Raw genomic sequence first — 25,701 nt, forward strand, 5'->3', positions numbered from 1 at the left:
CCCCAAAGGCACAAATCCAGGGGGGTGTTACGCGGTCCATGGTTACGTTCCTCGCCGGCGGGACGGGCACCCCGAAACTGCTCGACGGGGCCGACGCGGCGTTCGACCCCGAGGAACTCACCGTCGTCGCCAACACCGGCGACGACGTGGAACTCGGCGGCCACCTCGTCTGCCCGGACCTCGACACCGTCCTCTTTCGCGGCGGTGACGTCCTCGACCGGGAGACGTGGTGGGGACTCGCGGACGACACGACGGCGACCCACGACGAACTGCGCCGACTGGCGGACGCCGCCGGCCTCGATACCGGCCCGCGCTATCTCGATTCGGACCGACAGACTGCGGGCCGCCGCCTCGCTCGCTGGCGTCGCTTCTCCGGCGTCGCGGAGTTCATGGAAATCGGCGACCGCGACCGAGCGGTCCACATCACTCGCACCAGTCTCCTCGACGAGGGCCACTCGCTCACCGAGGTGACACACCGGTTGGCGACGGCCTTCGACCTTGACGTTGACCTCCTCCCCATGAGCGACGACCCCGTGGCGACCATCGTCCACACGGACGCGGGCGCGATGCACTTTCAGGAGTACTGGGTCGCTCGTCGCGCGGACCCGGCGGTCGAGGACGTGGAGTTCCGCGGTTCGCAGACCGCCGAGCCGACCGACGCGGTGCTCGACGCCCTCTCGGACCCGGTCGTCATCGGCCCCTCGAACCCCGTGACGAGCATCGGCCCCATCCGCGCGCTCCCGGGCGTCGAGGACGCCCTCGCCGACACGCCCGTCGTCGCCGTCTCCCCCTTCGTCGAGGACGAGGTGTTCTCCGGGCCCGCGGCCGAACTCATGGCGGGGACGGGACGTGAGCCGTCGACAGCCGGCGTCGCCGCCGCCTACCCCTTCGTCGACGCCTTCGTCCTCGACGACGCCGACGGCACCGACCTCGACCGCCCGACCGTCCGCACCGACACCCGAATCGACACGCCGGCGGACGCACGGCGGGTGATTCGCGCCGTCGCCGACGCGCTGGCGGAGGTGACGTGATGCTCGCTCTCGCCAGCCTCAGCGGGGAGTCCGACGCCGAGTGGGCGCGTGCCGGCGCCGCCCACGCCGACCTCGCCTTCCTCGGCGGCGTCGCCGTCGACGACGCGTCACGCGAGGCGGCCCGCCAACTCGTCGCGCGGGGGCGCGAGGAGTTTCTCCCCGAGGACCCCATCGCCTTCGTCGACCGCCAACTCACCGCCCTCGACGACGCGCCGATTCGCGCCGGCGTGAACGTCCGCAGCGCGACTCTCGACCCGATTCGTGCGGTCGCCGCCCGCTGTGCGGCACACGACGCGGTGATCGAAATCAACGCCCACTGCCGACAGGACGAACTCTGTGCCGTGGGCTGTGGCGAACGGCTTCTCCGCGACACCGACCGCCTCGCCGACTACGTCGCCGCCGCCAGCGAGACGGGCGCGACGGTGAGCGTGAAGGTGCGCGCGGAGGTAGCGGGCGTCGACCTGCCCGCCACCGCCCGACGCCTCGACGACGCGGGCGCCGACATCGTCCACGTCGACGCCATGGACTCGGAACCGCGCGTCGCGGACGTGGCCGCCGTCACCGACGCCGCCGTCCTCGCCAACAACGGCGTCCGCGACCGGGCGACGGCGTGGGAGTACCTCGCCTACGGCGCCGACGGCGTCAGCGTCGGGCGTCCCAGCGACGACCCGGCGGTGCTCCAGCGCGTCGCCCGCGCCGTCGACGACTGGACGCGCCGCGACACCGGCGAGCGGGGGGCGTTCGGATGAGCGACCACCCGCGACCCGAGCTGTCGCCCGCCGACCACGCCGAACTCGCCCTCCTGTTGGAGGTGGCGGCCACGCCGAAACCGGGGAACGTCGACCGGCGGCGCGACCACGACGACCTGCGCTTCGAACACTTCCTGACCGGCGCCGTGGGGTCGCGTCCGGGACTCGAACGCGCTGCGGGGAACGGCCCTCTCGGTGACGCCTTCGAGCGCGGCGTCCGGGGCATGAGCCAGCAGTCGGGCGGGAACACGCAGTTCGGCTGTCTCCTCCTCCTCGTCCCACTCGTTCGCGCGGCGGCGACGGACCGCCTGTCGCCGGACGGCGTGGCGGCCGTCGTCTCGGAGACGACCGTCGACGACGCCGCCGCCTTCTACCGGGCGTTCGAACACGTCGACGTCGCCGTCGGCGACCCGCCCGCAGACGCGCCGGCACTCGACGTGCGCCGCGGTGCCGACGCGGTGCCCACGCTCCGCGAACGCGGACTGACGCTCGAAGACGTGATGGCACGAGGCGCCGACCACGACGGCAACGCCGCCGAGTGGACGAGCGGGTTCGAACGCACCTTTGCCGCTGCGGACGGCGTCCTCGACGACGAGGGCCCGGTCACCGACCGCCTCGCCCGCGCCTTCCTCGAGTTGCTCGCCGAGCGACCGGACACGCTCGTCGCGGTCGAACACGGCGAGGAGCGAGCGAGGGAGGTCAGTCGTCGCGCCGCGGAGGTCCGCGGAAATCCAGACGCCGCCGAGACCCTCGCCGAGGAGTTCGTCGACGACGGAATCAACCCCGGGACGACCGCCGACCTCACCGCCGCGACGGCGTTTATCGTCCTCGAACGGGGGGTGTCGCTGTGAGCGACGCGTGGCCCGTCGCCCTCCGCGGCGTGACCGAGAGCATCGTGGCGACGCTCGGGCCGAACGACCGCTGGAATCAGGCGGCCTTGGGTCTGCACGCGCCCGAGAGCGATGGCGACCCCGTGACCGCCGTGACGTGGGGGCAGACGCGCACTCGTGGCAACTTCGAGCGCCGGGGCGAGGGCGTCGTCCAGTTCACGACCGACCCACGCGAGTTCGTCGACGCCGCTCTTGACGTGACGGAGACGGACGAACCGGTCCGGGACGGCGCTGCCGCGTGGGTCGAGGTGGAGGCCCGTCGCCTCGATTCGGGCACCGAGGGCGACACCGAGTGGGTGCGCTGGATGCTCACGCCCACGGCGTCGGAGGTCCGTGAGCGGACGGTGCCGACGATAAATCGCGGGTTCTACGCCGTTATCGACGCGACGGTGGCCGCCTCGCGCCTCGACGTGCCGGCCTACGACACCGAGGCCCTCCTTGACCGCCTCGACTACTTCGCCGACACCGTCGAGCGGTGTGGCGGCCCCGCGGAGCGTGAGGCGTTCGCCCGCATCGACGAGTACACCGACTGGCGACAGCGTCGGCCCGACGAATAACCGGTCGGACCGAAACCGATTTATTGTTTTAGGCTAGCCTAAATCCAATGGTGAGTGACGCGACCGAGTACGACGTGGTCGTCGTCGGCGGCGGGCCGGCGGGATGTTCGGCGGGACTGTTCGCCGCGAGATACGGCCTCGACACCGTGATTTTCGACCGCGGGCGCTCCTCGATTCAGCGGTGTGCCTTCCTCGAAAACTACCTCGGCTTCCCCGGTGGCATCGACGTCGAAACGCTGTACGGACTGATGCACGACCACGCCGAGTCGGTCGGCTATTCGGTCGTTGACGACCTCGTCGAAGCGGTCGAGCGCGACGGCGAGGGCTTCCGGGTCATGCCGCAGGCGGGCGACCCAGTCACGGCCCGGTGGGTCGTCGCGGCCACGCGCTACGACGGCGAGTACCTGCGCCCACTCGACGGCGAGGCGATGTTCACGACTCGCGGCGGCGAGGAGCGATTCGACCGCGACTACGCCGACGCCGACGGCGCGACGCCGGTGGACGGCCTGTTCGTCGCTTCCCCGTACGGCGACACGGGCTATCAGGCCAGCATGGCCGCCGGTCGCGGCGCGCGAGTCGGTATCAGCCTCGTGGAGGCCGTGCGGCGCTCCCGCGGGTATCCGGACTCGATGGCGAACTACTACGACTGGCGGCGCCGCGAGTCGGAACTCGACGACGCGTGGGCCGACCGTGACCGCTGGCGCGAGTGGTTCGACGACCGCCTGCCCGACGACTACGGACTCACCGAGGACCGAGTCGCCGAGTTGCGCGACCGCGACGTGACACGGCGCCTCGACACCTACCTCTCCGAGGCCGACATCGAGCGTCGGCGAGAACGGGCCCACGACCGACTCCTCGACCACGTCGACGACGACCGCATCCTCGCGGCGGCGCGCGACATCGAAGCCGAACGACGGGCGAACGAGTGAGCGAGAAGTTATTTAGGCAAGCCTAAAAACCGAAGTAGTTATATTTTTTTAGGCAGGCCTAAATTCATGGCGAGAGACGACGAGGTGCACGGAGCGTCGACGCGGCGACAGTACCTGTTGTGGGGCGGTACAGTCGCCGCTGGCGGCGTTCTGGCTGGCTGTACCGGCAGCGGCGAGCGCGAATCGACGCAGGCGTCCGCGGCGACCGACTCCTACTCGGTGTCGATGGCGCCGGTCGGCGACGTCACGTTCGAATCGGTCCCGTCCACGTGGGCCGCCTACGACGGCGGATTCGCCGACATGGCGGTCGCTCTCGGACAGGCCGACGGACTGACTGGTGTCGGCGACGGGGACCGCTACTACACGTCCGTCTACGACGACCTGCCCGGTGTGAGCGTCGACCGCGGGCAGATAGAGACCAATCCTGAAGTACGGACCAAAGAGCAGTTCTACCAACTCGACAGCGACGTGCATCTCTATGACCCGCAGATGCTCGTCAACTGGTTCGACTGGGACCCCGCGGACGTCGACGAAATCGCGACCAACGTCGCGCCGTTCGTCGGCAACCTCATCTTCCGGCGCTCCGACGAGTGGCACGACTACCAGTATTACACGCTCTACGAGGCGTTCGAGACGGTCGCCGAGGTCTTCCAAGCGCAGGCGCGCTACCGCGCCTTCGCCGACTTCCACGACGAGTTCATCACCGACGTACAGGAGCATCTCCCGCCCGAATCCGACCGCCCCGAGGTCTTTCTCACCTACGAGGGGACGGACGAACCGGAGACGTTCTCGCCGTACCGCCTCGACGACAAGGGCACGAGCAAGAAGCAGTGGCGTGACCTCGGCGTCACCGACGCCCTCGCGGGCACGGACGTGGAGAACCTCAGCACGAGCAACCGGGGCGAACTCGACTACGAGAACCTCCTCGAAATCGACCCCGACGTGATGCTCGTCCGGGGCCACGAGCGAAAGACGGCGACCGAGTTCCGCGACACCGTCCTCGCGTACATGCAGGACCACCCCGTGGGCGGTGAGTTGACCGCCGTCCAGAACGGGCGCGTCTACCGCGGCGGCTACCTCCATCAGGGCCCCATCCACAACCTGTTCCTGACCGAACGCGCCGCCAAGCAGCTGTATCCCGACGAATACGGGGCGGTGACGGACGACGCCGAACTGTTCGACCGGGAGCGCGTCGCGGACATCGTCACGGGTGCGTTCGACGATGCCTGACGCCACGACGCGCCGGCGCTACCTGACCGCCGGCGGCGCCGTCGTCGCGGGCGCGTTCGCCGGCTGTACCGGTAGCGAGGCGAGCGACGAAACCACCCCCGCGACGACCGGAACCCACTCGGCGACGATGGCGCCGATGGGGACCGTCGAGTTCGACGCCGTCCCCGAACGAATCTTCACCCGTCTCACACACCTCGCGGGGATGGCCTTCGCGCTCGGCCGGGGCAACGACGTGAATGCGATGCATGCGCCGGACTACTACGACGCGCTCTGGAACCAGTTCACCCCCCGACTCGACGGCGTCTCCCTCGACTGGTCGGGGCTATACTCCTCGTGGAATCCACGCAAGGAGAAACTCTACGAACTCGATAGCGACGTCCACCTCGCCGACCCGGCGGGCATGGCCGCGCTCGACGGGTGGCAGTCCTCGGACATCGAGGAGATAGCCACGAACGTCGCCCCGTGGTTCGGCAACTACTACAGCGCTCGCCACGGCGACCCGCCGGCCGACTGGGCCGACCGCTACCGGTACTACGGCCTCTGGGAGATGTTCGAGAAGGTGTCGCAGGTGTTCCAAGCGCAGGAGCGGTACGCCGCCCTCGCCGAGATACACGACGAGTTGCTGGCGACGATTGCGGACCGCCTCCCGCCCGCAGACGCGCGCCCGAGCGCCGTGATGGCGCTCCCGCGGGATTTCGACACCATCTACGCGTACAAGGTGAACAACCCTGGCTATCTGACGGCGCACACGCGCCCGTTCGGCTTGACCGAGGCGTTCCCCGATATCTCGTCCGGCGACACCGTCGACATGGAGGCGATGCTGGAAGCCGACCCGGACGTCCTCCTCGGCCTCGGGGGCATGCACCCGGACACGGACCTTCCGGCCGCCCGCGAGCGACTCCGCACCCACCCCGTCGGTCGGCAGCTCTCCGCCGTCGAGAACGAACGCGTCTACGCGCAGGGGGCGCGATTCCAGGGGCCGATTCTGAACCTCTTCCAGTTGGAGATGACGGCCAAGCAGCTCTTCCCCGAGCAGTTCGGGGCGTGGCCCACCTACATCGACGGTCCGTACCCCGAGTTGCCCGCGGAGGAGCGACTGTTCGACCGGGAGCGCGTCGCGTCGACAATCCGCGGCGAGGTGTGACGGACGGTAGCACGGGTGAGGCGCTGCTGCGAAGACGAAACTTTACTAAACGCGCCGCGTAGATTGATGCATATGGCCATCAAACCCAAATACGTCAAACAGCTCGGTGGGATCCTGCTGGAGCGCTACCCGGAGGCGTTCAACACCGACTTCGAGACCAACAAGGACAGCGTATCTCAGCTGACGAACGTCGAGTCCAAGGGCGTTCGAAACCGCATCGCGGGTTACATCACGCGCAAGAAGGCGAGCGCAGCGGCCAACGCCTGATCGGAACCACTTTTCCGTACTCTCACCGCGGCCAGCCGCGGCTTAAGGCGATTCTCGCAGCCATCGTCAGATGTTGACTGCCGCCGTCAGTTCGGCGCCTCGGCGCGCCGGAGTTCGACGCTGAAGACGGTCCCCCTCGGCTCGTTTGCCTCGGCCCACACGTCGCCGTCGTACTCGTGGACGAGTGCCTGCACGATAGAGAGACCGAAGCCGCCCCAAGAACGCGTGTGCGTGAACTCCTCGTCGTCGAACAGTCGCGCGAGGCGAGCGGGCGCCATCCCGTCGCCGTCGTCAGCGACGGTGACGGTGACCGTCTCGTCGTCGACGGTCACGTTCACGGTCACCGTCACGTCCTCCGGGTCGTTGTGCTGGACTGCGTTCGTGAGGAGGTTGTCGAACACCGTCTCGACCATGCCGTCGGCGTGGACCCACGTCGGCGTCTCGGGACAGTCACACGTCACGGTCGCATCGGGATAGGCCGAACGCACCGATTCGACGGCATCACGGAGCGGGTCACGCACGTTAATCGTCTGCTCGCTGAGTCCTTCCGTCACGTCCGTCGCCAGCCGGCGGGCCGTCTGCACCAAGTCGACGATTTCGTCGCTCCGGTGGCGAGCTGTCTCCAGGTCGTCGCGGCTGTCATCGGGCACCGCGGATTCGAGCTGGTCGAGCTTCGCCAGCACGAGGTTCATGCCGTTGAGGACGTTGTGCCGGAGGAGGCGATTGAGGAACTCGACGCGGGCGCGCTCTCGGCTGAGCGCCGCCTCGCGTTCGGCTCGTTCGGTCACGTCCCGAATCGCCGAGAGGTGGCGACCGGGGAGGACGTTCGCCGTCATAGCGAACGCGACGGTCCGTTGCTCGCCGTCCGCGCGAATGACGTCGATTTCGCCGCGGGCCTCGCCGGCTTCGAGGAACGCATCCCACCGGGCGTCGATGGGCTCCGACTCGACGGCGAGCTCGCCGACGCGCCGGCCGATAAGCTCCGACCGTTCCACGCCGAACAGGTCGGCGGCGGCGGGGTTCGCAGCGACGTAGCGTCGCTCGTCGTCGACGATGACGAGAGCGTCGAGCGTCCCCTCGAACACCGCGTGAAGCTGGCGTTCGCGCTGTCTCAATCGCTCGTGTTGGCGGCGCGTACGTAGGTCGTAGCGGCTGATGACGAGCCCGCCCATCACACCCATCGCCGCGATGTCGTAGACCAGAAACCACAGCGCGTCGATGCTGTGGCCGTGCGAGATGTGGAGGGTGAGAACGTACGTCCCGACGGCGGTGGCGACGAGCCCGCCTGCTGCGACCCAGAACGCAGATACGAGCGCGCCCACGTCGTCGTCGCTCCCCCAGACGAACCAGAGCCCGACGCCGAACAGGATGAGCCCGAACACGAGCGGCAGGGCGTCGCCGGCGACGGCGTCGACGGTTATCGCGTGCTGATCGAGGTGATAGATCGGAATGACGAGCAAAAGGAGACTGACTCCGGTGACGACGCCACCACCTATTCGACGCCGCCACGGGGGCTCGATGGCGTCGATTGCGACCTGCAGCCAGCCGGTCAGGCCGGGGGTCTCTGTCCCCTCGTCGAGGAGCGTGATGGAGTCGTATCCGTCCCCGACCCCCCGACTAGATTCCCCACGTTCTCCGCTCACAACGCCGATTTAGGGCTAGCGGACGTATATGCCTGCTGATGTGATATCGGGCCGACAGTCGTCAAAAGCGGTCGGTGCGACCCGCCGCCGTCCAGGAGTCCGTCGGCGTCGAATCCGTGACGCGGGCCGCGCGTCCCTGCACGCTGTCGAGGCGGCCAGCGAACGCCCACTTCCGGTCAGTCCACGTCTCGTCGTCGCTCGTCGTGGCCGCGGCAGCCGCGGCGCGCGAACGGTCGTTGAGGTACGCGCCGACGGCCGCGGCGATGGCCGCCGCCTCGTCGTCGTCGGCGTCGTCTGGCACGTCGAGATTCATATCGGGATGTTGCCGTGTTTCTTGTCGGGCGTCTCCTCGCGTTTCGTCTTGAGCATGTGCAGGTCGTCGACGAGTCGCGCGCGGGTGTCCTGCGGTTCGATGATGTCGTCGATGAACCCGCGGTCCGCGGCGGTGTAGGGGTTAGCGAACTCTTCGCGGTACTCCTCGACGAGAGCGGTCCGGCGGGCGTCCGGGTCCTCGGCCGCGTCGAGTTCGTCGCTGTAGAGGACGTTCACCGCACCCTCCGGCCCCATGACGGCGAGTTCGGCGGTCGGCCACGCGTAGTTCACGTCGGCGCCGAGGTGTTTCGACGCCATGACGCAGTAGGCGCCGCCATAGGCCTTCCGGGTGATGACCGTCAGAAGCGGTACCGTCGCCTCGGAGTAGGCGTACAGTAGTTTCGCACCGTGGCGGATGATGCCGCGGTGTTCTTGGTCGGTGCCGGGCATGTAGCCGGGCACGTCGACGAAGGTGAGGATGGGGACGTTGAACGCGTCACAGAAGCGGACGAACCGCGAGGCCTTCATGCTCGCGTCGACGGTCAGCGTCCCGGCGTTCGACCGGGGTTGGTTGGCGACGACGCCTACCGAGTGACCGTCGAGGCGGCCGAAGCCGACGACGATGTTCGTCGCCCAGTTGTCGTGAATCTCGAAGAAGGAGCCCTCGTCGACGACGCCGCCGATGACGTCCGTCATGTCGTAGGGCTTCTGTGGCTGGTCGGGGACGATGCTCGTGAGTTCGTCCGCCGAGCGCTCGGGGTCGTCCCACGGGTCGACGCGGGGCGGGTCTTCGACGTTGTTCTGCGGGAGATACGAGAGGAGTCGGCGGATGTTGTCGAGGGCGGCTTCCTCGTCCTCGAAGGCGCGGTGGGCGACGCCGGTCCGCGAGGAGTGGGTGCCGGCACCGCCCAGTTCCTCGAAGGTCACCTCCTCGCCCGTGACCGTCTTGATGACGTCCGGGCCGGTGATGAACATGTGGCTCGTGTCCTCGACCATGAAGACGAAGTCGGTGATGGCGGGAGAGTAGACGGCACCGCCGGCACACGGACCCATGATGCCAGAAATCTGTGGGACGACGCCGCTGGCTTGCTGGTTGCGGTGGAAGATGTCGGTGAAGCCAGCGAGACTGCGGACGCCCTCCTGAATGCGGGCGCCGGCCGAGTCGTTGAGGCCGACGATGGGCGCGCCCACGTCCATCGCCTTGTCCATCACCTTGCAGATTTTCTCCGACATTACTTCGCCGAGCGAGCCACCGAAGACCGTGAAGTCGTGCGCGAAGACGAACGTCTTGCGGCCGTTGACTTCGCCGTATCCGGTCACCACGCCGTCGCCGGGCAGCTTTCGCTCCTCCATACCGAACTTGTTGGTTCGGTGAGTGCGAAACTGGTCGAACTCGCGGAACGTGCCGTCGTCGAGGAAGTAATCGATGCGTTCACGGGCGGTCTTTTTGCCCTTCGAGTGCTGGGATTCGATTCGGTCCTCGCCCCCGCCGAGGAGCGCCCGTTCCCGCTTCTCGCGGAGCTCCTCGATACGGTCCTCCATGGTCATGGCCGACCACCTGTCATCGTCCCCTAACAAGGTTCGAGGACTGGCAAAAGGATTCCGCCCCTCGGACTATCGCCAGACACCGCGCCACGAGGCGTTGCGCGTCAGGCCGAAGAGGACGGCGCCGACGAGAACGGCCGCCGCGGCCACCGTGGGCCAGACGCCGATTCGAGCGTCGAGGCCGGCCGTCGTCAACAGCGTGAACACGAGGAAGATGGGGATGACGACGCCGATGGCGAACAGCCACGGCGTCGCGAATCGGGCGCCGAGTGCGCCCGCGCCGGCGACGTACTCCTCGATGGAGTCGGGGCCGAGCACCCATCCCGCGAACAGGAGGAAGGCGAGGAGGCCGCCCGTGAGCAACAGGTCGGCGAGCGTGCCGGCGACGAAGTCGAACAGCGCCGGGTTGAGCGCCGTCACCGTGCCGGTCAGGGCGGTGAGTGCGAGCAACACGCCGACTGCGGTCCCGCGCGACCAGCCACCCTCGTCGACGAGGACGGCCACCGGGATTTCGAGCATGCTAATCGAACTCGAGAGGGCGGCGAGGGCGACGACGCCGAAGAAGACGATGGCGAGGAGGTCACCGCCGGGCAGCGCCGCGAACGCGCCCGCGATGCTGACGAACAGGGCGCCCGGGCCGCCCGTGCCCGGGTCGACGCCCTGCGAGAACAGGAGTGGGAACACCACGAGTCCCGCGAGGACGCCGACGCCGGTGTTGAGCAACGCAATGACCGCGCCGTCGAAGGGGAGCGAGCGGTCCTCGCCGAGATACGAGGCGTAGGTGACCATCGTCCCGGCGCCGACGGAGAGCGTGAAGAGCGCCTGTCCTGCCGCCGGCGCGATGACGCTCGCAGCGTTCGCCTGCAGCGTCGCGAGGTCGAATTCGAGGAAGAACTGATAGCCTGCGGCGGCACCGGGTTGGGTGACGACCCAACTGGCCATCCCGACCAAGAGCACGAGGACGGCGGGCACCATCACCTTCGTCCCGAGTTCGATACCGCGGCGGACGCCGCCGAAGACGATGCCGCCCGTCACGGCGAGAAAGCCGAGATGGAAGAGCGCGGCCTCCACGCCAAAGGAGATGCTATCGAAGTACGGACCGGGGGACGCGAGATACGGTGCACCGCCGGTGACGGGGCCGACTATCGATACCAGTAGATAGCGCAGAATCCACCCGCCGACGACGCTGTAAAACGAGAGCAGGGCGACACCGGTCACGGCCGAGACGGCGCCGATGGCGCCCCAGTAGCGCGACCCCGAAAGGTCGCGCAGGGCGCCCATCGGGTTGCGCCGCGCACGCCGTCCGATGACGAACTCGCCCAGGAGGCCGGGGACGCCGACGCCCAGTACGACGAGCAAGTAGACGGCCAGAAAGGCGCTGCCGCCGTTGTCTGCGGTCATCCACGGGAATCGCCAGATGTTGCCGAGGCCGACGGCGCTCCCCGCAGCAGCGAGAATGAATCCCGTCCGTGTCGCCCACGTCTCTCGTGCCATGCCTCCGGGTCAGCGCACGCGGCCCAAGTGGGTTTCGGGTCGCAGTCGCCGTCGTGACTGTCAGGCGTCAGTTCGGCGCGTACCGAACCGTACGGCGACGCGCCGAGAACCCCTCTCAGACGACCGGGTTGGCCAGCAGGCCTGCATCGACGGCGAGGGTCTGCAGGCCGAGGAGGAGCGTCACCAGCACGCCGAGGGGGACGATAGTCCGGACGAACCAGAGCCACGCGAGGGCGCTGGACTCGCTCAACCCCGTCCCGCGGCGGAGTTCGGTGACCGCATCGCCGGCGTCGACCCACCCCACGAACAGGAGCAGGCAGAGCACCGACAGAGGGAGCAGGAGGTTGTACGCGATGGCGTTGTACCAGCCGAGAATCGACAGTCCGAACGCGCTCGGAATTCCGAGGGCGAAGATGGCCGCCCCGAGACCGACGGCGATGCGCGGGCGCGAGACATCGGTGTTGTCGGCGAGATACGACGTGACGACTTCCAGCAGGCTGATTGCCGAGGACAGCGCCGCGAGCAAGAGCACGACGAAGAAGGCGACGCCGAGGATTCGCCCGCCGGGCAGCTGTGCGAACGCACCGGCGAGCGTGATGAACGCCGCACCCAGTCCGCCGCTGCCCGGTTCGACGCCCAGCGAGAAGAGGATGGGGAAGACCACCAGTCCTGCGAGCAGGCCGACCAGCGTGTTGAGGACGACGATGGTCGCGCCGTCCGCCGGCAGCGAGTCGTCACGGCCGAGATAGGACGCGTAGGTAATCATCGCGCCCATCCCGAGCGAGAGGGTGAAGAAGGCCTGGCCCACCGCCGCCGGGAGGATGGTCCAGATGTTGGCCCGGAGCGCACTCACGTCGGGCGAGAGGTAGTAGACGTATCCCGCGGCGCCGCCGTCGAGCGTGCTCGCCCAGACGGCCAGCCCGCCGAGGAGGAGGACGATGCTCGGCACCATGAGCTTCGTCGAGCGCTCGATACCGCCGCTGATGCCGAAGGCGACGACGCCGATGACCAGCGCCATGAAGACGGCGTGGAAGAAGATAGCCTCCGGGCCGGCCGAGATGGACCCGAAGTACGCTTCAGAGCCGCTGAAATACGAGCCACGGGCGCTGCCGAGGATGTAGCGAATCACCCAGCCGCCGACGACGCTGTAAAAGGAGAGAATCCAGAACGCGGATATCGTCCCGAGCACGCCGACGATTCGCCAGTTGCGATGCCCGAGTCTGACGAAGGCGTCGATTGGGTTGCGTTCGGCCCGTCGCCCGACGACGAACTCCGCGAGCATCGCGGGGAAGCCGATGAGGAAGACGGCGACCAGGTAGACGACGATGAACGCGGCGCCACCGTTCGCCCCCGTCTGGAACGGGAACTGCCAGACGTTACCGAGGCCGACCGCACTCCCCACGGCCGCGAGGATGAACCCCACGCGAGTCGTCCAGGTGTCTCGTTGCGTTTGTGACATGGCTTAAGCCATCATCCGTATACGAAAAAAGGCTCACGGTCCGATTTAGGAGAAGCGACCCCTGCCAGCGTCAGTCGAACCGCCGATAGAGTTCGATGCGAATCTGTGGGTCCCCCGACTCCGGGAACTCGAGGCGACCGTGTCCGTTCTCGACGATCCATTTTGCCAGCCACAGCCCCAACCCGCGGCAGTGTTGGAGCTGCGTCTCGGAACCGCTCGTGAGCACGTCGCGGTCGTTCTTGGGAACCGGCGGTCCCGGGTAGCTGATGTCGATTCGGACCCGCTCCGGCGGGTGGTCGGACACGTCGAGCGTGAGACTCGGCGTGTCTGCTTCCTGTCGCTCCAGCGCGTATTCGAGCAGTTCGCCGAGCGCGGTGTCGAAGTTCGTGTCCGTCACCACCGACACGTCGTCGTCGCCCCTGACCGTCAGCGTCGCGTCCGGGCGCGTCTCCTCGGCGCGTTCGATGGCGTCCGCGACGAACGGTGCGAGCGTCGTCCGCTCCATCTGTGACGTGCTTATCGTCCGCTCGACGTACCGGGCCTTGTCGGCTATCTCCACGATGTCTTCGATGTGGTCTATCGCTGTGTCGAGCCATCGGGCCGCCCCCGGCGACTCGCTACTGTCCAGCGAGGACAGAATCCCGCTGACGACGTTCAGATCGTTGCGGATGTTGTGCCGGAGGATGCGGTTGACGACCGACAGGCGCTGTTCGTGGCGCTCGATTTGATTTCGCGCGTGAGTCAGACTGTGCATCTGTTCCAGCATGAGGCGTGCGTTCAGCGGCCGCGTCTGCTGGGACCGGAACTGCTCCGGCGTGACGTAGTACGGGTTCTCACAGAGCGTGTAGCGGTAGATGATTCGCTCGTGGGTCCACAGGGCCTTGGCGACGGATTCGTCGTTGAACTGCGTCAGGTCGTACTGGCACAGCGCCGTAATCGGCAGGTCGGGGCACGTAGCGTCGAAGTCCGCCTCGAAGTCCACGATGTGGTCGTACGAGAGGTCGGTGTGGAAACACCACGTGAGTTCGCCCGCCACCCAGACCCCGTCGTAGCCCTCGTCGACGCTCACCTCGCACGCGCTCTCGAGCAACTCGATTAGCCTGTCGGGGTCGAAGTCGGCCTCTTGGTAGGCGTCGCTCGCACTTCGGACGACGAGGTCACCGGCGTCGAGTCGACGGTCGACGTCTACGTCCATCGTTCGCAGGACCCGCCGGACCGTCGAGCGGTCGTTGGCGTCGGCGAAGTAGAGACATCGGTTGCCGGTTTCCAGCGCGTGTTTGACGAACGCTCCCGCGACCTTCTGCTGGGTCTGTGGCGCGCGATAGAAACACGCGAGGTGTCTGGGAAGGTCCGCCCGGTCGAGCTCCCCCCGGAGGGCGTCGACTGTCCCCACCACCGGACTCTCACGGTCCACCCGGGTGCGGTCGGCGTAGCGTTGGCTCACCACAGAACAGGTTAGGCATCCAACGTAAAACAAGTGATGCCTACGGCGTCACGACGAGTTTGCCGAGGAAGCTGTCGGCCAACACGTCCTCGTGGGCGTCGGCCACCTCGTCGAGGTCGTACGTGCGCGCGACGCTGATGTCGATGTCGCCCTCGCCGAGGAGGTGCGCGACGCGGCCGAGGGGGTCGCTCAGGTCCGGCGTGTTGAACATGCTCATGAACTGGAACGTGAGGTCCTTGCTCCGAGCGACACCGTCGTTCGTGAACCCGATTTCGGGGTGGTTCTCGCCGATGCCGACGACCCGGCCGTCGTGGGCGGCCACGTCGGCGTCGAACTGTAGGTAGTCGTCGAGTCGGTGGTCGAGAATCACGTCCGGCCCACCCGCACTCGCGTCGACGACGGCGTCACGCAGGTCGTCGCGCCCGTAATCGAGGACGGTGTCGGCGCCGAGGGCTTCGAGGCGGTCGTGATACTCCGGCGCCGCCGTGGTGACGACGCGCGCCCCCGCCGCGTCGGCGAGTTGGACGGCCGCGTGCCCGACGCCGCCGCTCCCGCCGTGAATCAGCGCCGTCTCGGCCGGTTCGAGGCCGGCGTGGTCGACGAGCGCTCGCCACGCCGTTACCGCCGCGACGCCCGCACCGCCGGCGGCGACGGGGTCGGCACTCTCGGGGAGGCGCGCGACGCGGTCCGTCGGGACGGCGACGTACTCGGCGCAGGCGCCGTAGTGGTCCTTGCTCAGTCCGGTGGCGACGACGGCGTCGCCCTCGGAGATTCCGTCGACAGCGGAGCCGACGGCGACGGCGTCGCCCGCCGCGTCGACGCCCGGAATCATCGGGAGGGTGAAGGGCTGGTACGACCCCTCGCGGAAGTAGGTATCGACGGGGTTGATGCCCGCCGCCGCCACCTCAACGAGCACTTCGTCGGCCGCCGGGTCGGGGCGGTCGATATCGTCGACTTGCAGTACCTCGGGACCACCGTGTTCGTGATAGCGGACTGCGCGCATGGGAAGACGTATGGCCGGGGTGCGAATAAAGTTGCTCGAACGGTCGCGGGTCGTCGCACGTCAACATCCACCTGTTACCACGAGTGGGCGCGCCCGTCGTGACTCAGGGCTTCGTCGTCTCCAGCACCCAGTCATCGGGCGTCGCGCGCCGCACTTCGATGTCGAACGCCGCCCGCGGCGTCTCGGCGAGTCGACTCAGGAAGTCGCCGACCGGCGTCGGGTCGCGGTCGCTGACGAGGGTGAACGCACCGCCCCCGTCGAGCGACTCGAACCGCTCCCGGACGCGTTGCTTGCGTTCCTCTGGCGGGCAGTCGCGGATGTCGACGGCGTCGTCGGGGGCGCCGACCGTCCACGCCTCGTCGAGCGCCGTGCGGACCCGGTCGCCCAGCGTCGCCACCGATTCGGGCACGTCGCCGGGTTCGGGCGTCCCCTGCAACTCCTTGGTGAACGGGAGTTCCGCGAGCACCGGCGCGTCCAGTGCGTCCGTCGACGCCTCGAACAGGTCGTTCGGTTCGCCACAGCAGTCACAGACGTACTCCGCCATGTTGACGACGGCACCGAGGACGGGCACGTCGTTGTCGCGGAACAGCTCGACGGTACGCCCGGTGTCGCTGATGGCAGAGTGGAAGGGCGTCGTGACGACGACGACGCCGTCCACCGGCACGTCTTGAAGCGTGGTGAGCACCACGTCGCCCGTCCCCGGCGGCAGGTCGACGACCAGTACGTCGTCGTTCTCCCACGCCGTGTTCTCGAAGAGGTCCGAGAGCGCGTCGTGGGCCATCGCCCCCCGCCACGCCAGTGGCGCGCCGTCCTCCATCAGGCCGACGCTCATCACGTCCATGCCGCGCCGGCGGACAGGCATCGGGTCGCCGTCGTCGGTGGCATGGATGGGACCGCTCGCCTCGACCAGCGACGGCACGTTGGGGCCGTGGATGTCCGCGTCGAACAGGGCAACGTCGTTGTCGGCGGCGAGCGCACAGGCGAGGTGGGTCGCCACGGTGGACTTGCCGACACCACCTTTCGCGCTCGCGACGGCGACGACGTGGTCGAAGGCGCCGACGCTCGCTCGCCCCTCGGCCGACGGCGACGCGCGTTCGACGTGGACGCCCTCGACACCGTCCACGTCGTCGACGGCGCGCAACATGGCATCCACGACGCCCTGTCCCGTGTCGGCGTCGAGCGCGTGGAGGTCGGCCTCGATTCGCACCTCGCCCTCGGTCACGGTCACGTCCTCGACGAACCCCGCCTCGAAGACCGAGAGGCCGGCCGCCGGGTCGCGGACGGCGCGGAGTGCCGCCTCCACGCGGTCCGAGAGCGTCGCGTCGTCTGGCTGTGCTACCGTTGTCGTGTCGTTGGTGTCCGTCATAGGTCGGGCATCCGGTTGAGTCGGTCCTCGCCGGGAAGCAGGCGAGCGTCGTTCTCCAGCGCCCCGAACTGGCGGCGGAACCGCGACGGCTCCGCCTCCAGGGCGCGCTCGGCGGTCTGTCGCACGACAGTCGCGGGGTCGTCGGTCAGGTCGGCGAGGCGGGCGCGGGCCGCGTCCGAGTCGACGCCGCCCAGCATGTGGGCCGCCCACTCCCGGACCCGTTCGCTGTCGTCGTGCGAGAGGTCGAGCAGTCGGTCCGCCATCGCCTCGCCCCGGAGCTTGAACAGGGAGATGGCGGCGTTCCGGCGCACGGCGTGGTGGTCGTCGTCCACCGCCGCCTCGATGTCCGCCTCGTGGGACTCGCGGTCGATGTTGTCGAGGGCGACGACGGCCTCCGCCCGCACCCACGGGTCCGGGTCGTCGAGACAGGAGACGGCGGCGGCCGCGGCGCGTTCGTCGGCGGCCGTCCCGTCATCGCTCGCCGCGGCTCCGTCGGCCGTCCCGTGTGCCGTCAGCGCCTCCACCGCGAACTGGCGCACGTCGGCGTCGTCGCCCCGTGTCGCCGCCTTCGCGAGGCCCGCCACGACAGCGTCCGTCGTCGCCTCGTCTTTCAGCGCGAGGGCGGCGCGACGCCGGTCGACTGGGTCGGCAGCGTCGAGGTCCGCGAGCAACGCCGCCGTCTCCTCGTCGTCGACGGGGTCGGTGTCGGCCGCGGCCAGCTCCGCGGGGTCGGCGTTGCCGATAGTCACGTCCTCGCGGCTCACCTCGATGTCTTCGAGCGCCTCGATGTCGCTCCGGAACCCCGGGCTCTTCGCCGGGTCGAGTTGCGGGTCTGGCTCCTCCTCCAGGTGTTTCTGGAACTCCTCGTCGTCGTGGTCGGTCATCGGTCCACCTCCCGGAGCGTCAGCGCCGCGATGCCGAGTGCGAAGGGGACGGCCCGGTCGAGCGTGGCGGGGGCCCCGGCGAACGCGAGGAGCGCGACGCCAGCGAGGAGGAGCCACTCGCTGCGCCGGACGGCCGCACTCGCCGTCGTCACCGCGCCCGCCACCGCGAACGCGACGACGGGGAGCGACGTGCCGATGACGCCGCCGGCCACGAGCGTCACCGCGCCGGTGATGAAGGGGGTCGCGAGGCCGACGGCGACGACGGCGCCGAACGCGAGGCCGCCCGCGATGGCGCCCCGCCCCGTCGTCGCGGCGAAGACTGGCGTCGTCCCGACGCCGAGAAGCGCCAGCGTCGACGCCGCCGGACGGAGCGCCGCCACCCCGCCGACACCGCTTCCGAGGCCCACCGCCAGCGCGATGACGAGGCCCCCGACGGCGACTGCCGAGACGGTCGGCAGCGACTCCCGACGCGCGACGGCGACGGCGGCCACGCCGCCACCGACCGCGAGGGCGGCGGGCAGGGCGACGGCACCCGAGAGCGTGGAGAGCGCGCCGAACACGCCGACGAAGAGGAGGCCGACGCCGGCGACGGGGTCGGAGGTCGTGAGCGCCAGACCGACCGCCGCGAGTGCGACGACGGCCGTCGCAAGACCCACCAGTGACTCGCCGACGCCCGACGGGCCGACCGGCGCGTTCGCGACAGTCGTCGTCAGCGCCCGGGTGACGACGGCCGCCGCCGCGACGCCCACGACGGCCTCTCGTCGACCTTCGAGGAGCGGCGCCGCACGGCGCCACCCGGTGTGTGTGGCCGTCATCAGTCTCCCTCCAGTCGTACCGCGAGGTCGTTTCGGTCCGCGCGAACGAACGACTCGAGCAGGCGCGCGAGGCCGTCGTACACGTCGGTTCCGGGCTCGTCGTCGATGCGCTCTGCGATGCCCGCGGCCGCGTGACCGAGGTGGCGGTCGTGGAAGTCGAGGCGCGCGGTGGCGGCCGCGTCGTCGACGGCAGCCTCCCGGCGCGCCAGATAGCCCGCGAACTCGAGTTCGTACCGGAGCGCGTCGTGGTTGTCGCGCTGGTCGTCGTCGATTTCGATGCCGTAGTGGTCGTACGCCCGCGCCAGGTCGAGGTTCACGTCGTTCCACGACTGGTCCGGTCGGTACTTCGACTCGTACAGCGGGACGGGCGGTCCCGACGCCTCCAGCGACCCGTCGGTCCGGTCGGTGTACTCGCTGTATCCGAGCTCGAACAGGTCGTTGTACCGGGCCGCCAGCGTCTGGTAGTCGTCGTCGGTCCGCAGGTCTGGGACCGACACGTCGAGAGGCGTCCGGTCGAGACACTGCTGGAGAGACGATTCCAGCGCCCCAGTCACTGCCGCGTCGTGGAACTCGTCGGTGGGGTACTGGAACGCTCGAGCGAGCGTCGCGAACACGGCGCCCCGCGCGGCGGCGTCGGGGTCCACGCCGTCGCCGAGGGCGTCGTTGACCGTCGCCATCAGGACCCACCTCCGTCGTTACCGCCGCGCGCACGGCGGACGCCGAACGTCGTCACGCCGACGACGGCGACGATGGCGATTCCCGCGACGGTCCACAGGAGCGTCTGATACGGCGGTCCCTGCGGGCCGGTGCCCGCGAGGAAGTAGTGCCACTCGCTGACGCTCTTCCGGCCCGCGCGCTCCCCGTTGCCGCCGTTCCACACCGCGAACGCGACGTCAAGCGTGTCGGTCGAGTCGAGGTCGGTGCGATTGGCGCTCTCGCTCGCCACGCTGCGGGTGTAGACCACCGTCCACGTGCCGTCCTCGTAGGCCGCGTTCGCGTCGACGGCGGGGGAGGGGAACGGCGTCGTCGACCCCGCGCCGCCGGCGAGAATCTCTTGCGTGGTGCCGTCGCCGCCCCAGTACCAGACGTTCACCCGGTTGTCTTGGCCGCCCATGGCGATTGGGGGCCGCGAACTCGTGTCCGCCGGGAACTGGACGGCCGCGGCGTCGACGAACTGTTCCGGCCCCTCCGAACTCGTGTTGCGCGTCGGGTCCTCCCACTGCAGGCGGACGTAGAACTGTCCGTCGCTCCGGACCGCCTGCACGTGGACTCGCTCGACCGACGTATCCGCGGCGTTGGGCACGCTACTCGGCGCGCTCGACAGCGCCACGTCCGACGCAGGCACCGACGACCACCCCTTTGCGGTCGGGGACGCGAGGTCCGCGTCCGACCGCTCGGTCACCGGAATCTCGTGGGCCGGGCGGGCGTCGACCACCGGCGAGGCGAGCGCTATCGTCGACCCGAGCACCAGTGCGCCGACGACGAGCGCCGTCGCCAGCGCGCGCGTTCGTTCGTCAGTCATCGAAGACACCCAGTCGGTACTGTTTGGCCGGGTTCTTGTGCTGGAGCAGTTCCATCAGTTCGCTGTCCGCACCCTGTCGGGCGCGCTGTCGCTCGCGTTCGATGGTGTTCAGCGCCTGGTCGACTTCGTCGCCGAACAGCTCCCGCAGGTACTGCCGTGGGATGCGGTCGACGTCGACCGACTCCCCGTCTTCGGTGTGCTGGCCGGGCGCGTACGGCGGGATGTAGTAGACGTTCGGCTCGGTGCGGAACTCGGGGTGGAGGGGAAGCGCCACCTCGTACTCCTCGACCAGCTTGTAGATGGGGCCGTCCTCGTCGTCGAGGAAGCCCACCAGTCGGAGTTGGGGCGGGCACTCCTCCGCGCAGGCGGGGGCGTACGTCTCCCCGTCCGGCCCCTCGCCTTCGACGCGCGGGTAACAGAAGATGCACTTCTCCGACTTCTTCGAGACGGCGTTGTAGTACACCTTCTTGTACGGACACCCCTCGACGCAGTAGCGGTAGCCGCGACACCGTTCCTGGTCGGCGAGGATGATGCCGTCCTCCTCGCGCTTGTATATCGCCTGTCGGGGACACGCCTCCACGCAGGAGGGGTGGGTGCAGTGGTTGCAGATGCGCGGGAGGTAGAAGTAGTAACTGTTGGGGTACTCGCCCGCGCCTTGGTCTTCGTCCCAGTTGGGCCCCCACTCCGCGCCCTCGCGCGGGCGGAGGGGTTCGTCGCTCCCCTCGTACATGATTTCGGAGTGGTTGAACTCCCACGAGCGACCGTAGTCCTCGCGGGACGGGATTTCGCCTGTCTGGCGCTCGCTCCCGTCGTCGGTCCAGCCGCCGCCGGAGTCCTCCCAGCCGCGGGGGTACCCCTCGCCGGGCTTGGTTTCGACGTTGTTCCAGTACATGTACTCGCTGCCGCCGCTCTCGGTCCAGAGCGACTTGCACGCGATGGTACACGTCTGGCAGCCGATGCACTTGTTCAGGTCCATCACCATCGCCACCTGATGGTCGATTCCTTCCGCGACGTTGACGTTCGTCTCCTCGTTGGTACTCATTCGGTGTCACCTCCGGTCGGCCGCACGTCCACGTTCACGTCGCTGTTCACGCCGGTCGGCCCCCAGTAGTTCGGGAAGAAGTGGAGGTGCTCGCCCGTGTCCTCGGGATACTGCACCAACTGCGTCGGCTTCATGTACATCGGCACGAGCGTGTTGAAGTTGTTCCGCTCGGGGTACTGGAACTTCTCCCACGAGAAGAACTGCCGTGCCGTCCCCGGTTCGCCCGAGGGGTAGACCTTCGCCTGCACTTCTATCGCGCCGAGGTCGTTGTACACCTCGACGGTGTCGCCGTCCTCGATGCCGCGCTCCTCGGCGTCCTCGGGGTTGAGGTAGACGACGGGTTCGCCACGCTGGAGGCGGAGCATCTTCGGGTCGTCACGCCACGTCGAGTGAATCGACCACCGGCTGTGCGGCGTGTTGTACGCGAGTGGGTAGTCCCCACCCGTCGACGTCGGGCCCTCCTTATGAGTCGGAAGTTCCTCGCCGAGTTCGAGGAACCAGTCGTGGTCGATGTAGTACTGCTGTCGACCGGTGAAGGTTGGCCACGGCTCCTTGTCGTGGACGTAGTCCTGCCACGGGACGTACGGTTCGCCCTCCTTGATGTCGGAGGTCCAGTGGTCGCCGGCATCGAGGAGTCGCTGTGGTTGCTCGACCGTGTCGTTGAACGTGATTTGCTCGTCGCTGTCGCTCGGGTTCGACTCCTCGGAGTGTTCGAGGATGAACTCCGCGGCCGAGCGGTCGTCGGCCAGCGCACCCTCCTCGCCCGTCTCCCAGTCGCGGACGTAGTCATCGTAGACCGTCGTGAGGTCGATGGTGCGGTCGAACTGCCGGTCTTCGACCGGGTCGACCCCGCGCTCTCGCGCCCGTTCCTGAATCTTCTGGGCGAGGTCACGGAAGATGGCCCAGTCCGTCTTCGCCTCACCCAACGGCTCCACCGCCGGCGTGAACGGATGGACGTACGTGTGCATGTCCGTCTCCGAGAGGTCGTGTTTCTCGTAGTGGCTGGCCGCGGGGAGGACGATGTCCGAGTACAGCGCCGTCGAGTCCATCCGGAAGTTGATGTCGACAACCAGGTCCAGTTTGGGCCACAGCTGCTCCTCGACGGCGACGTTGCCCTTGGCTTGGTTGAAGTAGTTCCCCCGCCAGACGAACATCGTCGAGGGGTCGGGACGGGAGCCGTCGGGGCGCTCGCTGGGGTAGACGGGCATCCACCCGCGGTCGATGGACTCACGAATCTTCGCGGCGGTGTCGGGGTCGGTGTTGTCAAGGATGCCGGAATGGAAGTACGTCCACAGCGTCGTGGGGACGCCACGGACGTCTCCGGTCGGGAACGAGAGCACCTGCCAGCCGTGGAAGGTCCAAATCTTCTCCTGGCCGACGTAGTGGTCGAGGCCCGTGCCGGGGTCGCCGAGGTTCCCCGTGAGCGTGACGAGCAACTGAATCGCGCGGTTGCCCAGGTCGTTGTGGTACCAGTCGTTGACGCCCTTGCCGTGGATTATCTTCGCGGCGTCGGCCTCGGCGAACTCGCGGGCGATGCGCTGGTAGGTGCTCTTGCCGACGCTCGTCTCCTCGTGGACGAACTCCGGCGTGTACTGGGCGAGTTCGTCCTGTAGGTTCGCCCACACCGACCGCACCTCGACGCTTCCCTCCGCGGCGTCGACGGACCGGGCCACGTCGAGTTGCGGGTCGAAGTCGAGTTCGATGCTCGCCTCGGGGTCGTGTTGGCCGTCGCGTTCGCCGAGCGACCCCGGTGCGGCACGCAGGTCCCCGTCGGCGTCGACCATCACGAACACCTTCTCGGGGTCGTCGGCGCCCGTCGCCAAGCCCACCTCGCTCGCCCGGAGGAACTTGCCCGTGTCCTCGCGGACGAGGAGGGGCATGTCCGTCTGCTCTTTGAGGTGCGCCTCGTCGTGGAGGCCCTCCTCGACAATGGTCCGGGCCATGCCGAGGGCGAGGGCGGTGTCACTCCCGCCCTCCGGCGCAAGCCACTCGTCGGTGTGGATGGCCGTCTGGGAGTAGTCGGGGAAGATTCCGACCCGCTTTGCTCCCTCGTAGCCCGCGTCGAGGAAGTACTTCGCGTCGGGGATGCGGGTGACGTTGATGTTCGACCCCCAGGCGATGATGTAGTCGGCGTTGTGCCAGTCCGCGGACTCGGCGTTGTCCGTCTGGGTCCCCCACGTAATCGGCTGTCCCGGCGGGAGGTCGGAGTACCAGTCGTAGAAGCTGTGCGAGACGCCGCCGAGCAGGTTGATGAGGCGACTCCCCGACGCGAAGGAGACGGGACTCATCGCCGGGATGGGCGTGAAGCCCGAGATGGCGTCGTACCGCCCCGCTTCCACCTCGTCGATGACGTGGTCGGCGATTTCGGTCAGCGCCTCGTCCCAGCTGATGCGCTCCCACTGGCCGGAGCCACGCTCGCCGGTGCGTCGCAGGGGGTGCAAGACGCGCTGGTCGGCGTTGACGTAGTCGGTGTAGCAGGCTCCCTTCTGACAGCCGCGGGGGTTGGGGTCGGGCAGGCTCTCGTCGAAGGTGGGGTAGTCACCCGCCTGCTCCTCGCGCCAGACCTGGCCGTCCTTGACGAAGACGTTCCACGAGCACGACCCCGTGCAGTTGACGCTGTGGGTGGCGCGGGAGATGGAGTCCCAGTCCCACTGGTCGCGGTAGAGGTCCTCCCACTCGCGATAGGGGTAGTCGCCGATTGGGTCGTCGACGACATCGAGACCACTCATGCCGTCGTCTGCGAAGGAAAGCCCCGTCGCACCGAGCAGCGATGCGGCGCCGAGCCCCTTCACGAAGTCGCGTCTGCCGATACCGTCCGTCCGTCCGTCGTTTGTGTTACTCATGGGAGATGAAGACCGTCGCGGTCGCACAGGCGGCGCCGACGACGGCGAGAGCAAAACCGGTCGGCGTCGCGCCGCCAGCTTCGAGGCCGGCGGCGACGAGGCCGAGACCGAGCAGTTTGCTCGTCGTATCTAGCAGGCTGTACTGGCGGGCGGTGAGCGCCGGGCGGTGGTCGGTTTCAGTCATCGCCCCCACCTCCGGATGCGGGCGTAGCGGTCGCTCCCGACGCTCCGTCGCGCAAGAGCAGGTACGTGAGTCCGCCGAACAGCGGCGGCACGCCCAGCAGCGCCGCGGTCAGGACGGGGTTGACCACGTCCGTGGTCGTCCCGAGCACCTGCGCCGCGAGGATATTGTTCATCCCCGCGATGGAAGCGATCATGATGAACGTGACGGCGGCGACGCCGACGGCGGTCTGTCGCGGTCGGTCTAGCGGGTCGGCCGTGAAGTGCGTCGCCTCCGTTCGGTCCACGAACGGCCACGCGATGATGGCGGCGAACACCAGTCCGGGGAGCACGATGCCGCCCAGGAACTCCGTGTTGACGTGGACCGGGCCCACCGAGAAGGTGAGCCACTGTGGGAGCAGTTTCAGGAAGCCGTACACCCACATCAGGAACCAGTCGGGCATGATGAGCGCCGGCGTGGACGCGGGGTCGTTCGGCCCGTACTCCGCGACGTTGTGGACGGGGAGGAAGCCGGCGAGCGCCGACAGCGTCGCCGCGGTCAGGAAGAAGACGACGGCGCTTACGGCCGTCTGATTCGGCACGGCCGGGAGCCCGACGATGACGCTGTCGTCGTCGCGGTCGATCGTCTCCTCGCCGACCTGCACGTCGTCGTCGCGGGGTGCCTCGGTGTGTTTCTGCCGTATCAGGATGGCCATGTGGACCGCCAACCCGATGCCGATGGCGACGGGGATGACGAGGACGTGCAGGAAGTAGAGCCGAGGGATGGTCGCACTCGTCGGGAACTGCCCGCCGAAGATGATTTCCCCGAAGAAGTCGCCGACGATGGGCACCGAGACGGTGAGGTTGTAGCCGATACCCGTCGCGGTGGCCGCGAACTCGTCGAACGGGAGCGCGTAGCCCGTGTACGCGGCCCCCATCGCCAGCACGGCCAGCCCGGTTCCCACCACCCAATTCGGCTCGCGGGGGTTGCGATACGCGCCCGTGAAGAAGACCCGTAACATGTGCAACCCGATGGAGGCGACGAAGAGGTGGGCCGCCCAGTGGTGGAGTCGGCGGATGAACATCCCGAACGGGACGGCGTAGGTGATGTGCAGGACGGAAACGAACGCCTCCGGCATCTCCTCGCCTTGGAACTCCGCCACGGGACCGTCGTACTGCACGTCGGAGGTGGAGGGTTCGTAGAAGAACCCCAGGAAGGCCCCCGAGAGGACGAGAAAGAGGAAACAGAACAGGGCGACCTCTCCCAGGAGGAAGGAGTCCTCGGCGGGGAACGCCTTGCCGAGGAAGCCCTGTGCTCCCGCCACGTCGAGACGGCTGTCGAACCAGTCGTAGACACGCTTGGAACGGCTCAT

The 25,701-nt window shown here is 68.4% G+C and carries 24 protein-coding genes; 8 read left to right on the forward strand and 16 right to left on the reverse strand.

The window, feature by feature from the left end; translation table 11 throughout:
- Positions 1–38 precede the first annotated feature (38 nt).
- From cofD to BLU18_RS01205, 8 genes are all read left to right on the forward strand, one after another.
- A complete protein-coding gene (cofD, locus tag BLU18_RS01170) occupies positions 39–1,031 on the forward strand; it encodes a 2-phospho-L-lactate transferase (protein WP_092630199.1) in 993 nt (330 codons plus the stop codon).
- Positions 1,031–1,780, forward strand: coding sequence for a tRNA-dihydrouridine synthase (locus BLU18_RS01175; protein ID WP_092630203.1), 750 nt, complete (start codon positions 1,031–1,033; stop codon positions 1,778–1,780). Before cofD ends, BLU18_RS01175 begins: the two co-directional genes overlap by 1 nt.
- A complete protein-coding gene (locus BLU18_RS01180) occupies positions 1,777–2,631 on the forward strand; it encodes a triphosphoribosyl-dephospho-CoA synthase (RefSeq protein ID WP_092630206.1) in 855 nt (284 codons plus the stop codon). Before BLU18_RS01175 ends, BLU18_RS01180 begins: the two co-directional genes overlap by 4 nt.
- Positions 2,628–3,227 (forward strand): DUF447 domain-containing protein, encoded by a 600-nt coding sequence (locus BLU18_RS01185; RefSeq protein ID WP_092630209.1) that lies wholly within the window; start codon positions 2,628–2,630, stop codon positions 3,225–3,227. The genes BLU18_RS01180 and BLU18_RS01185 overlap by 4 nt, the downstream gene beginning before the upstream one ends.
- Positions 3,228–3,274: 47 nt before the next feature.
- Complete coding sequence (locus BLU18_RS01190) at positions 3,275–4,156, forward strand: FAD-dependent oxidoreductase (RefSeq protein ID WP_092630212.1); 882 nt, start codon at positions 3,275–3,277, stop codon at positions 4,154–4,156.
- 66 nt (positions 4,157–4,222) lie between these two features.
- Positions 4,223–5,386 (forward strand): ABC transporter substrate-binding protein, encoded by a 1,164-nt coding sequence (locus tag BLU18_RS01195; RefSeq protein WP_092630216.1) that lies wholly within the window; start codon positions 4,223–4,225, stop codon positions 5,384–5,386.
- Entirely contained in the window at positions 5,379–6,530 is a 1,152-nt protein-coding gene (locus tag BLU18_RS01200) for an ABC transporter substrate-binding protein (RefSeq protein WP_092630219.1), read from the forward strand. The genes BLU18_RS01195 and BLU18_RS01200 overlap by 8 nt, the downstream gene beginning before the upstream one ends.
- 72 nt (positions 6,531–6,602) lie before the next feature.
- Positions 6,603–6,797: a 30S ribosomal protein S17e gene (locus BLU18_RS01205; RefSeq protein WP_092630222.1), complete on the forward strand. Its 195-nt coding sequence runs from the start codon at positions 6,603–6,605 to the stop codon at positions 6,795–6,797.
- An 86-nt stretch (positions 6,798–6,883) separates the two neighbouring features.
- On the opposite strand, the gene BLU18_RS01210 is transcribed toward BLU18_RS01205, so the two are convergent.
- The 16 genes from BLU18_RS01210 to BLU18_RS01285 all read right to left on the reverse strand — a co-directional run bounded on the left by BLU18_RS01210 (position 6,884) and on the right by BLU18_RS01285 (position 25,701).
- Complete coding sequence (locus BLU18_RS01210) at positions 6,884–8,440, reverse strand: sensor histidine kinase (protein WP_092630225.1); 1,557 nt, start codon at positions 8,438–8,440, stop codon at positions 6,884–6,886.
- Between the two features lie 61 nt (positions 8,441–8,501).
- Positions 8,502–8,753: a DUF8022 family protein gene (locus BLU18_RS01215; protein ID WP_092630229.1), complete on the reverse strand. Its 252-nt coding sequence runs from the start codon at positions 8,751–8,753 to the stop codon at positions 8,502–8,504.
- Positions 8,750–10,294, reverse strand: coding sequence for an acyl-CoA carboxylase subunit beta (locus BLU18_RS01220; protein WP_092633555.1), 1,545 nt, complete (start codon positions 10,292–10,294; stop codon positions 8,750–8,752). The genes BLU18_RS01215 and BLU18_RS01220 overlap by 4 nt, the downstream gene beginning before the upstream one ends.
- Positions 10,295–10,366: 72 nt before the next feature.
- Complete coding sequence (locus tag BLU18_RS01225) at positions 10,367–11,791, reverse strand: sodium-dependent transporter (RefSeq protein WP_092630232.1); 1,425 nt, start codon at positions 11,789–11,791, stop codon at positions 10,367–10,369.
- A gap of 115 nt (positions 11,792–11,906) precedes the next feature.
- Positions 11,907–13,250, reverse strand: coding sequence for a sodium-dependent transporter (locus tag BLU18_RS01230; RefSeq protein WP_092630235.1), 1,344 nt, complete (start codon positions 13,248–13,250; stop codon positions 11,907–11,909).
- Positions 13,251–13,320: 70 nt separating this feature from the next.
- Entirely contained in the window at positions 13,321–14,694 is a 1,374-nt protein-coding gene (locus BLU18_RS01235; protein ID WP_176791155.1) for an MEDS domain-containing protein, read from the reverse strand.
- A 40-nt stretch (positions 14,695–14,734) separates the two neighbouring features.
- On the reverse strand, positions 14,735–15,697 hold the full coding sequence (locus tag BLU18_RS01240) for an NADPH:quinone reductase (RefSeq protein WP_092630241.1): 963 nt from the start codon (positions 15,695–15,697) through the stop codon (positions 14,735–14,737).
- A gap of 103 nt (positions 15,698–15,800) precedes the next feature.
- Positions 15,801–17,063, reverse strand: coding sequence for a P-loop NTPase (locus tag BLU18_RS01245; protein WP_092630244.1), 1,263 nt, complete (start codon positions 17,061–17,063; stop codon positions 15,801–15,803).
- Positions 17,060–17,947, reverse strand: coding sequence for a HEAT repeat domain-containing protein (locus BLU18_RS01250; RefSeq protein ID WP_092630247.1), 888 nt, complete (start codon positions 17,945–17,947; stop codon positions 17,060–17,062). The genes BLU18_RS01245 and BLU18_RS01250 overlap by 4 nt, the downstream gene beginning before the upstream one ends.
- On the reverse strand, positions 17,944–18,762 hold the full coding sequence (locus BLU18_RS01255) for a DUF8068 family protein (RefSeq protein WP_092630250.1): 819 nt from the start codon (positions 18,760–18,762) through the stop codon (positions 17,944–17,946). The genes BLU18_RS01250 and BLU18_RS01255 overlap by 4 nt, the downstream gene beginning before the upstream one ends.
- On the reverse strand, positions 18,762–19,439 hold the full coding sequence (locus BLU18_RS01260) for a molecular chaperone TorD family protein (protein WP_092630254.1): 678 nt from the start codon (positions 19,437–19,439) through the stop codon (positions 18,762–18,764). Before BLU18_RS01260 ends, BLU18_RS01255 begins: the two co-directional genes overlap by 1 nt.
- Positions 19,439–20,284, reverse strand: a complete 846-nt coding sequence (locus BLU18_RS01265; protein WP_092630257.1) for an ethylbenzene dehydrogenase-related protein — start codon at positions 20,282–20,284, stop codon at positions 19,439–19,441. The genes BLU18_RS01260 and BLU18_RS01265 overlap by 1 nt, the downstream gene beginning before the upstream one ends.
- Positions 20,277–21,326 carry a nitrate reductase subunit beta gene (gene narH / locus BLU18_RS01270; RefSeq protein WP_092630260.1) on the reverse strand — a complete coding sequence of 350 codons (1,050 nt, stop codon included), beginning with the start codon at positions 21,324–21,326 and terminating at the stop codon, positions 20,277–20,279. The genes BLU18_RS01265 and narH overlap by 8 nt, the downstream gene beginning before the upstream one ends.
- The gene (locus tag BLU18_RS01275; RefSeq protein WP_092630263.1) at positions 21,323–24,169 is read right to left on the reverse strand and encodes a nitrate reductase subunit alpha; all 2,847 of its coding nucleotides are present in this window, start codon (positions 24,167–24,169) and stop codon (positions 21,323–21,325) included. The genes narH and BLU18_RS01275 overlap by 4 nt, the downstream gene beginning before the upstream one ends.
- Positions 24,162–24,353 carry a DUF8120 family protein gene (locus BLU18_RS01280; RefSeq protein WP_092630266.1) on the reverse strand — a complete coding sequence of 64 codons (192 nt, stop codon included), beginning with the start codon at positions 24,351–24,353 and terminating at the stop codon, positions 24,162–24,164. Before BLU18_RS01280 ends, BLU18_RS01275 begins: the two co-directional genes overlap by 8 nt.
- The gene (locus BLU18_RS01285) at positions 24,346–25,701 is read right to left on the reverse strand and encodes a cytochrome b (protein WP_092633557.1); all 1,356 of its coding nucleotides are present in this window, start codon (positions 25,699–25,701) and stop codon (positions 24,346–24,348) included. The genes BLU18_RS01280 and BLU18_RS01285 overlap by 8 nt, the downstream gene beginning before the upstream one ends.

Origin of the sequence: Haloplanus vescus, assembly GCF_900107665.1 — an archaeon.
GTDB classification, from domain to species: Archaea; Halobacteriota; Halobacteria; order Halobacteriales; family Haloferacaceae; genus Haloplanus; species Haloplanus vescus.

Bases quoted from the DNA above. Each gene is read 5' to 3' on its own strand.
- cofD (WP_092630199.1), top strand. From the start codon at position 39: ATGGTTACGTTCCTCGCCGGCGGGACGGGCACCCCGAAACTGCTCGAC.
- BLU18_RS01175 (WP_092630203.1), top strand. From the start codon at position 1,031: ATGCTCGCTCTCGCCAGCCTCAGCGGGGAGTCCGACGCCGAGTGGGCG.
- BLU18_RS01180 (WP_092630206.1), top strand. From the start codon at position 1,777: ATGAGCGACCACCCGCGACCCGAGCTGTCGCCCGCCGACCACGCCGAA.
- BLU18_RS01190 (WP_092630212.1), top strand. From the start codon at position 3,275: ATGGTGAGTGACGCGACCGAGTACGACGTGGTCGTCGTCGGCGGCGGG.
- BLU18_RS01195 (WP_092630216.1), top strand. From the start codon at position 4,223: ATGGCGAGAGACGACGAGGTGCACGGAGCGTCGACGCGGCGACAGTAC.
- BLU18_RS01200 (WP_092630219.1), top strand. From the start codon at position 5,379: ATGCCTGACGCCACGACGCGCCGGCGCTACCTGACCGCCGGCGGCGCC.
- BLU18_RS01205 (WP_092630222.1), top strand. From the start codon at position 6,603: ATGGCCATCAAACCCAAATACGTCAAACAGCTCGGTGGGATCCTGCTG.
- BLU18_RS01215 (WP_092630229.1), bottom strand. From the start codon at position 8,753: ATGAATCTCGACGTGCCAGACGACGCCGACGACGACGAGGCGGCGGCC.
- BLU18_RS01220 (WP_092633555.1), bottom strand. From the start codon at position 10,294: ATGGAGGACCGTATCGAGGAGCTCCGCGAGAAGCGGGAACGGGCGCTC.
- BLU18_RS01225 (WP_092630232.1), bottom strand. From the start codon at position 11,791: ATGGCACGAGAGACGTGGGCGACACGGACGGGATTCATTCTCGCTGCT.
- BLU18_RS01230 (WP_092630235.1), bottom strand. From the start codon at position 13,250: ATGTCACAAACGCAACGAGACACCTGGACGACTCGCGTGGGGTTCATC.
- BLU18_RS01240 (WP_092630241.1), bottom strand. From the start codon at position 15,697: ATGCGCGCAGTCCGCTATCACGAACACGGTGGTCCCGAGGTACTGCAA.
- BLU18_RS01245 (WP_092630244.1), bottom strand. From the start codon at position 17,063: ATGACGGACACCAACGACACGACAACGGTAGCACAGCCAGACGACGCG.
- BLU18_RS01250 (WP_092630247.1), bottom strand. From the start codon at position 17,947: ATGACCGACCACGACGACGAGGAGTTCCAGAAACACCTGGAGGAGGAG.
- BLU18_RS01255 (WP_092630250.1), bottom strand. From the start codon at position 18,762: ATGACGGCCACACACACCGGGTGGCGCCGTGCGGCGCCGCTCCTCGAA.
- BLU18_RS01260 (WP_092630254.1), bottom strand. From the start codon at position 19,439: ATGGCGACGGTCAACGACGCCCTCGGCGACGGCGTGGACCCCGACGCC.
- BLU18_RS01265 (WP_092630257.1), bottom strand. From the start codon at position 20,284: ATGACTGACGAACGAACGCGCGCGCTGGCGACGGCGCTCGTCGTCGGC.
- narH (WP_092630260.1), bottom strand. From the start codon at position 21,326: ATGAGTACCAACGAGGAGACGAACGTCAACGTCGCGGAAGGAATCGAC.
- BLU18_RS01275 (WP_092630263.1), bottom strand. From the start codon at position 24,169: ATGAGTAACACAAACGACGGACGGACGGACGGTATCGGCAGACGCGAC.
- BLU18_RS01280 (WP_092630266.1), bottom strand. From the start codon at position 24,353: ATGACTGAAACCGACCACCGCCCGGCGCTCACCGCCCGCCAGTACAGC.
- BLU18_RS01285 (WP_092633557.1), bottom strand. From the start codon at position 25,701: ATGAGCCGTTCCAAGCGTGTCTACGACTGGTTCGACAGCCGTCTCGAC.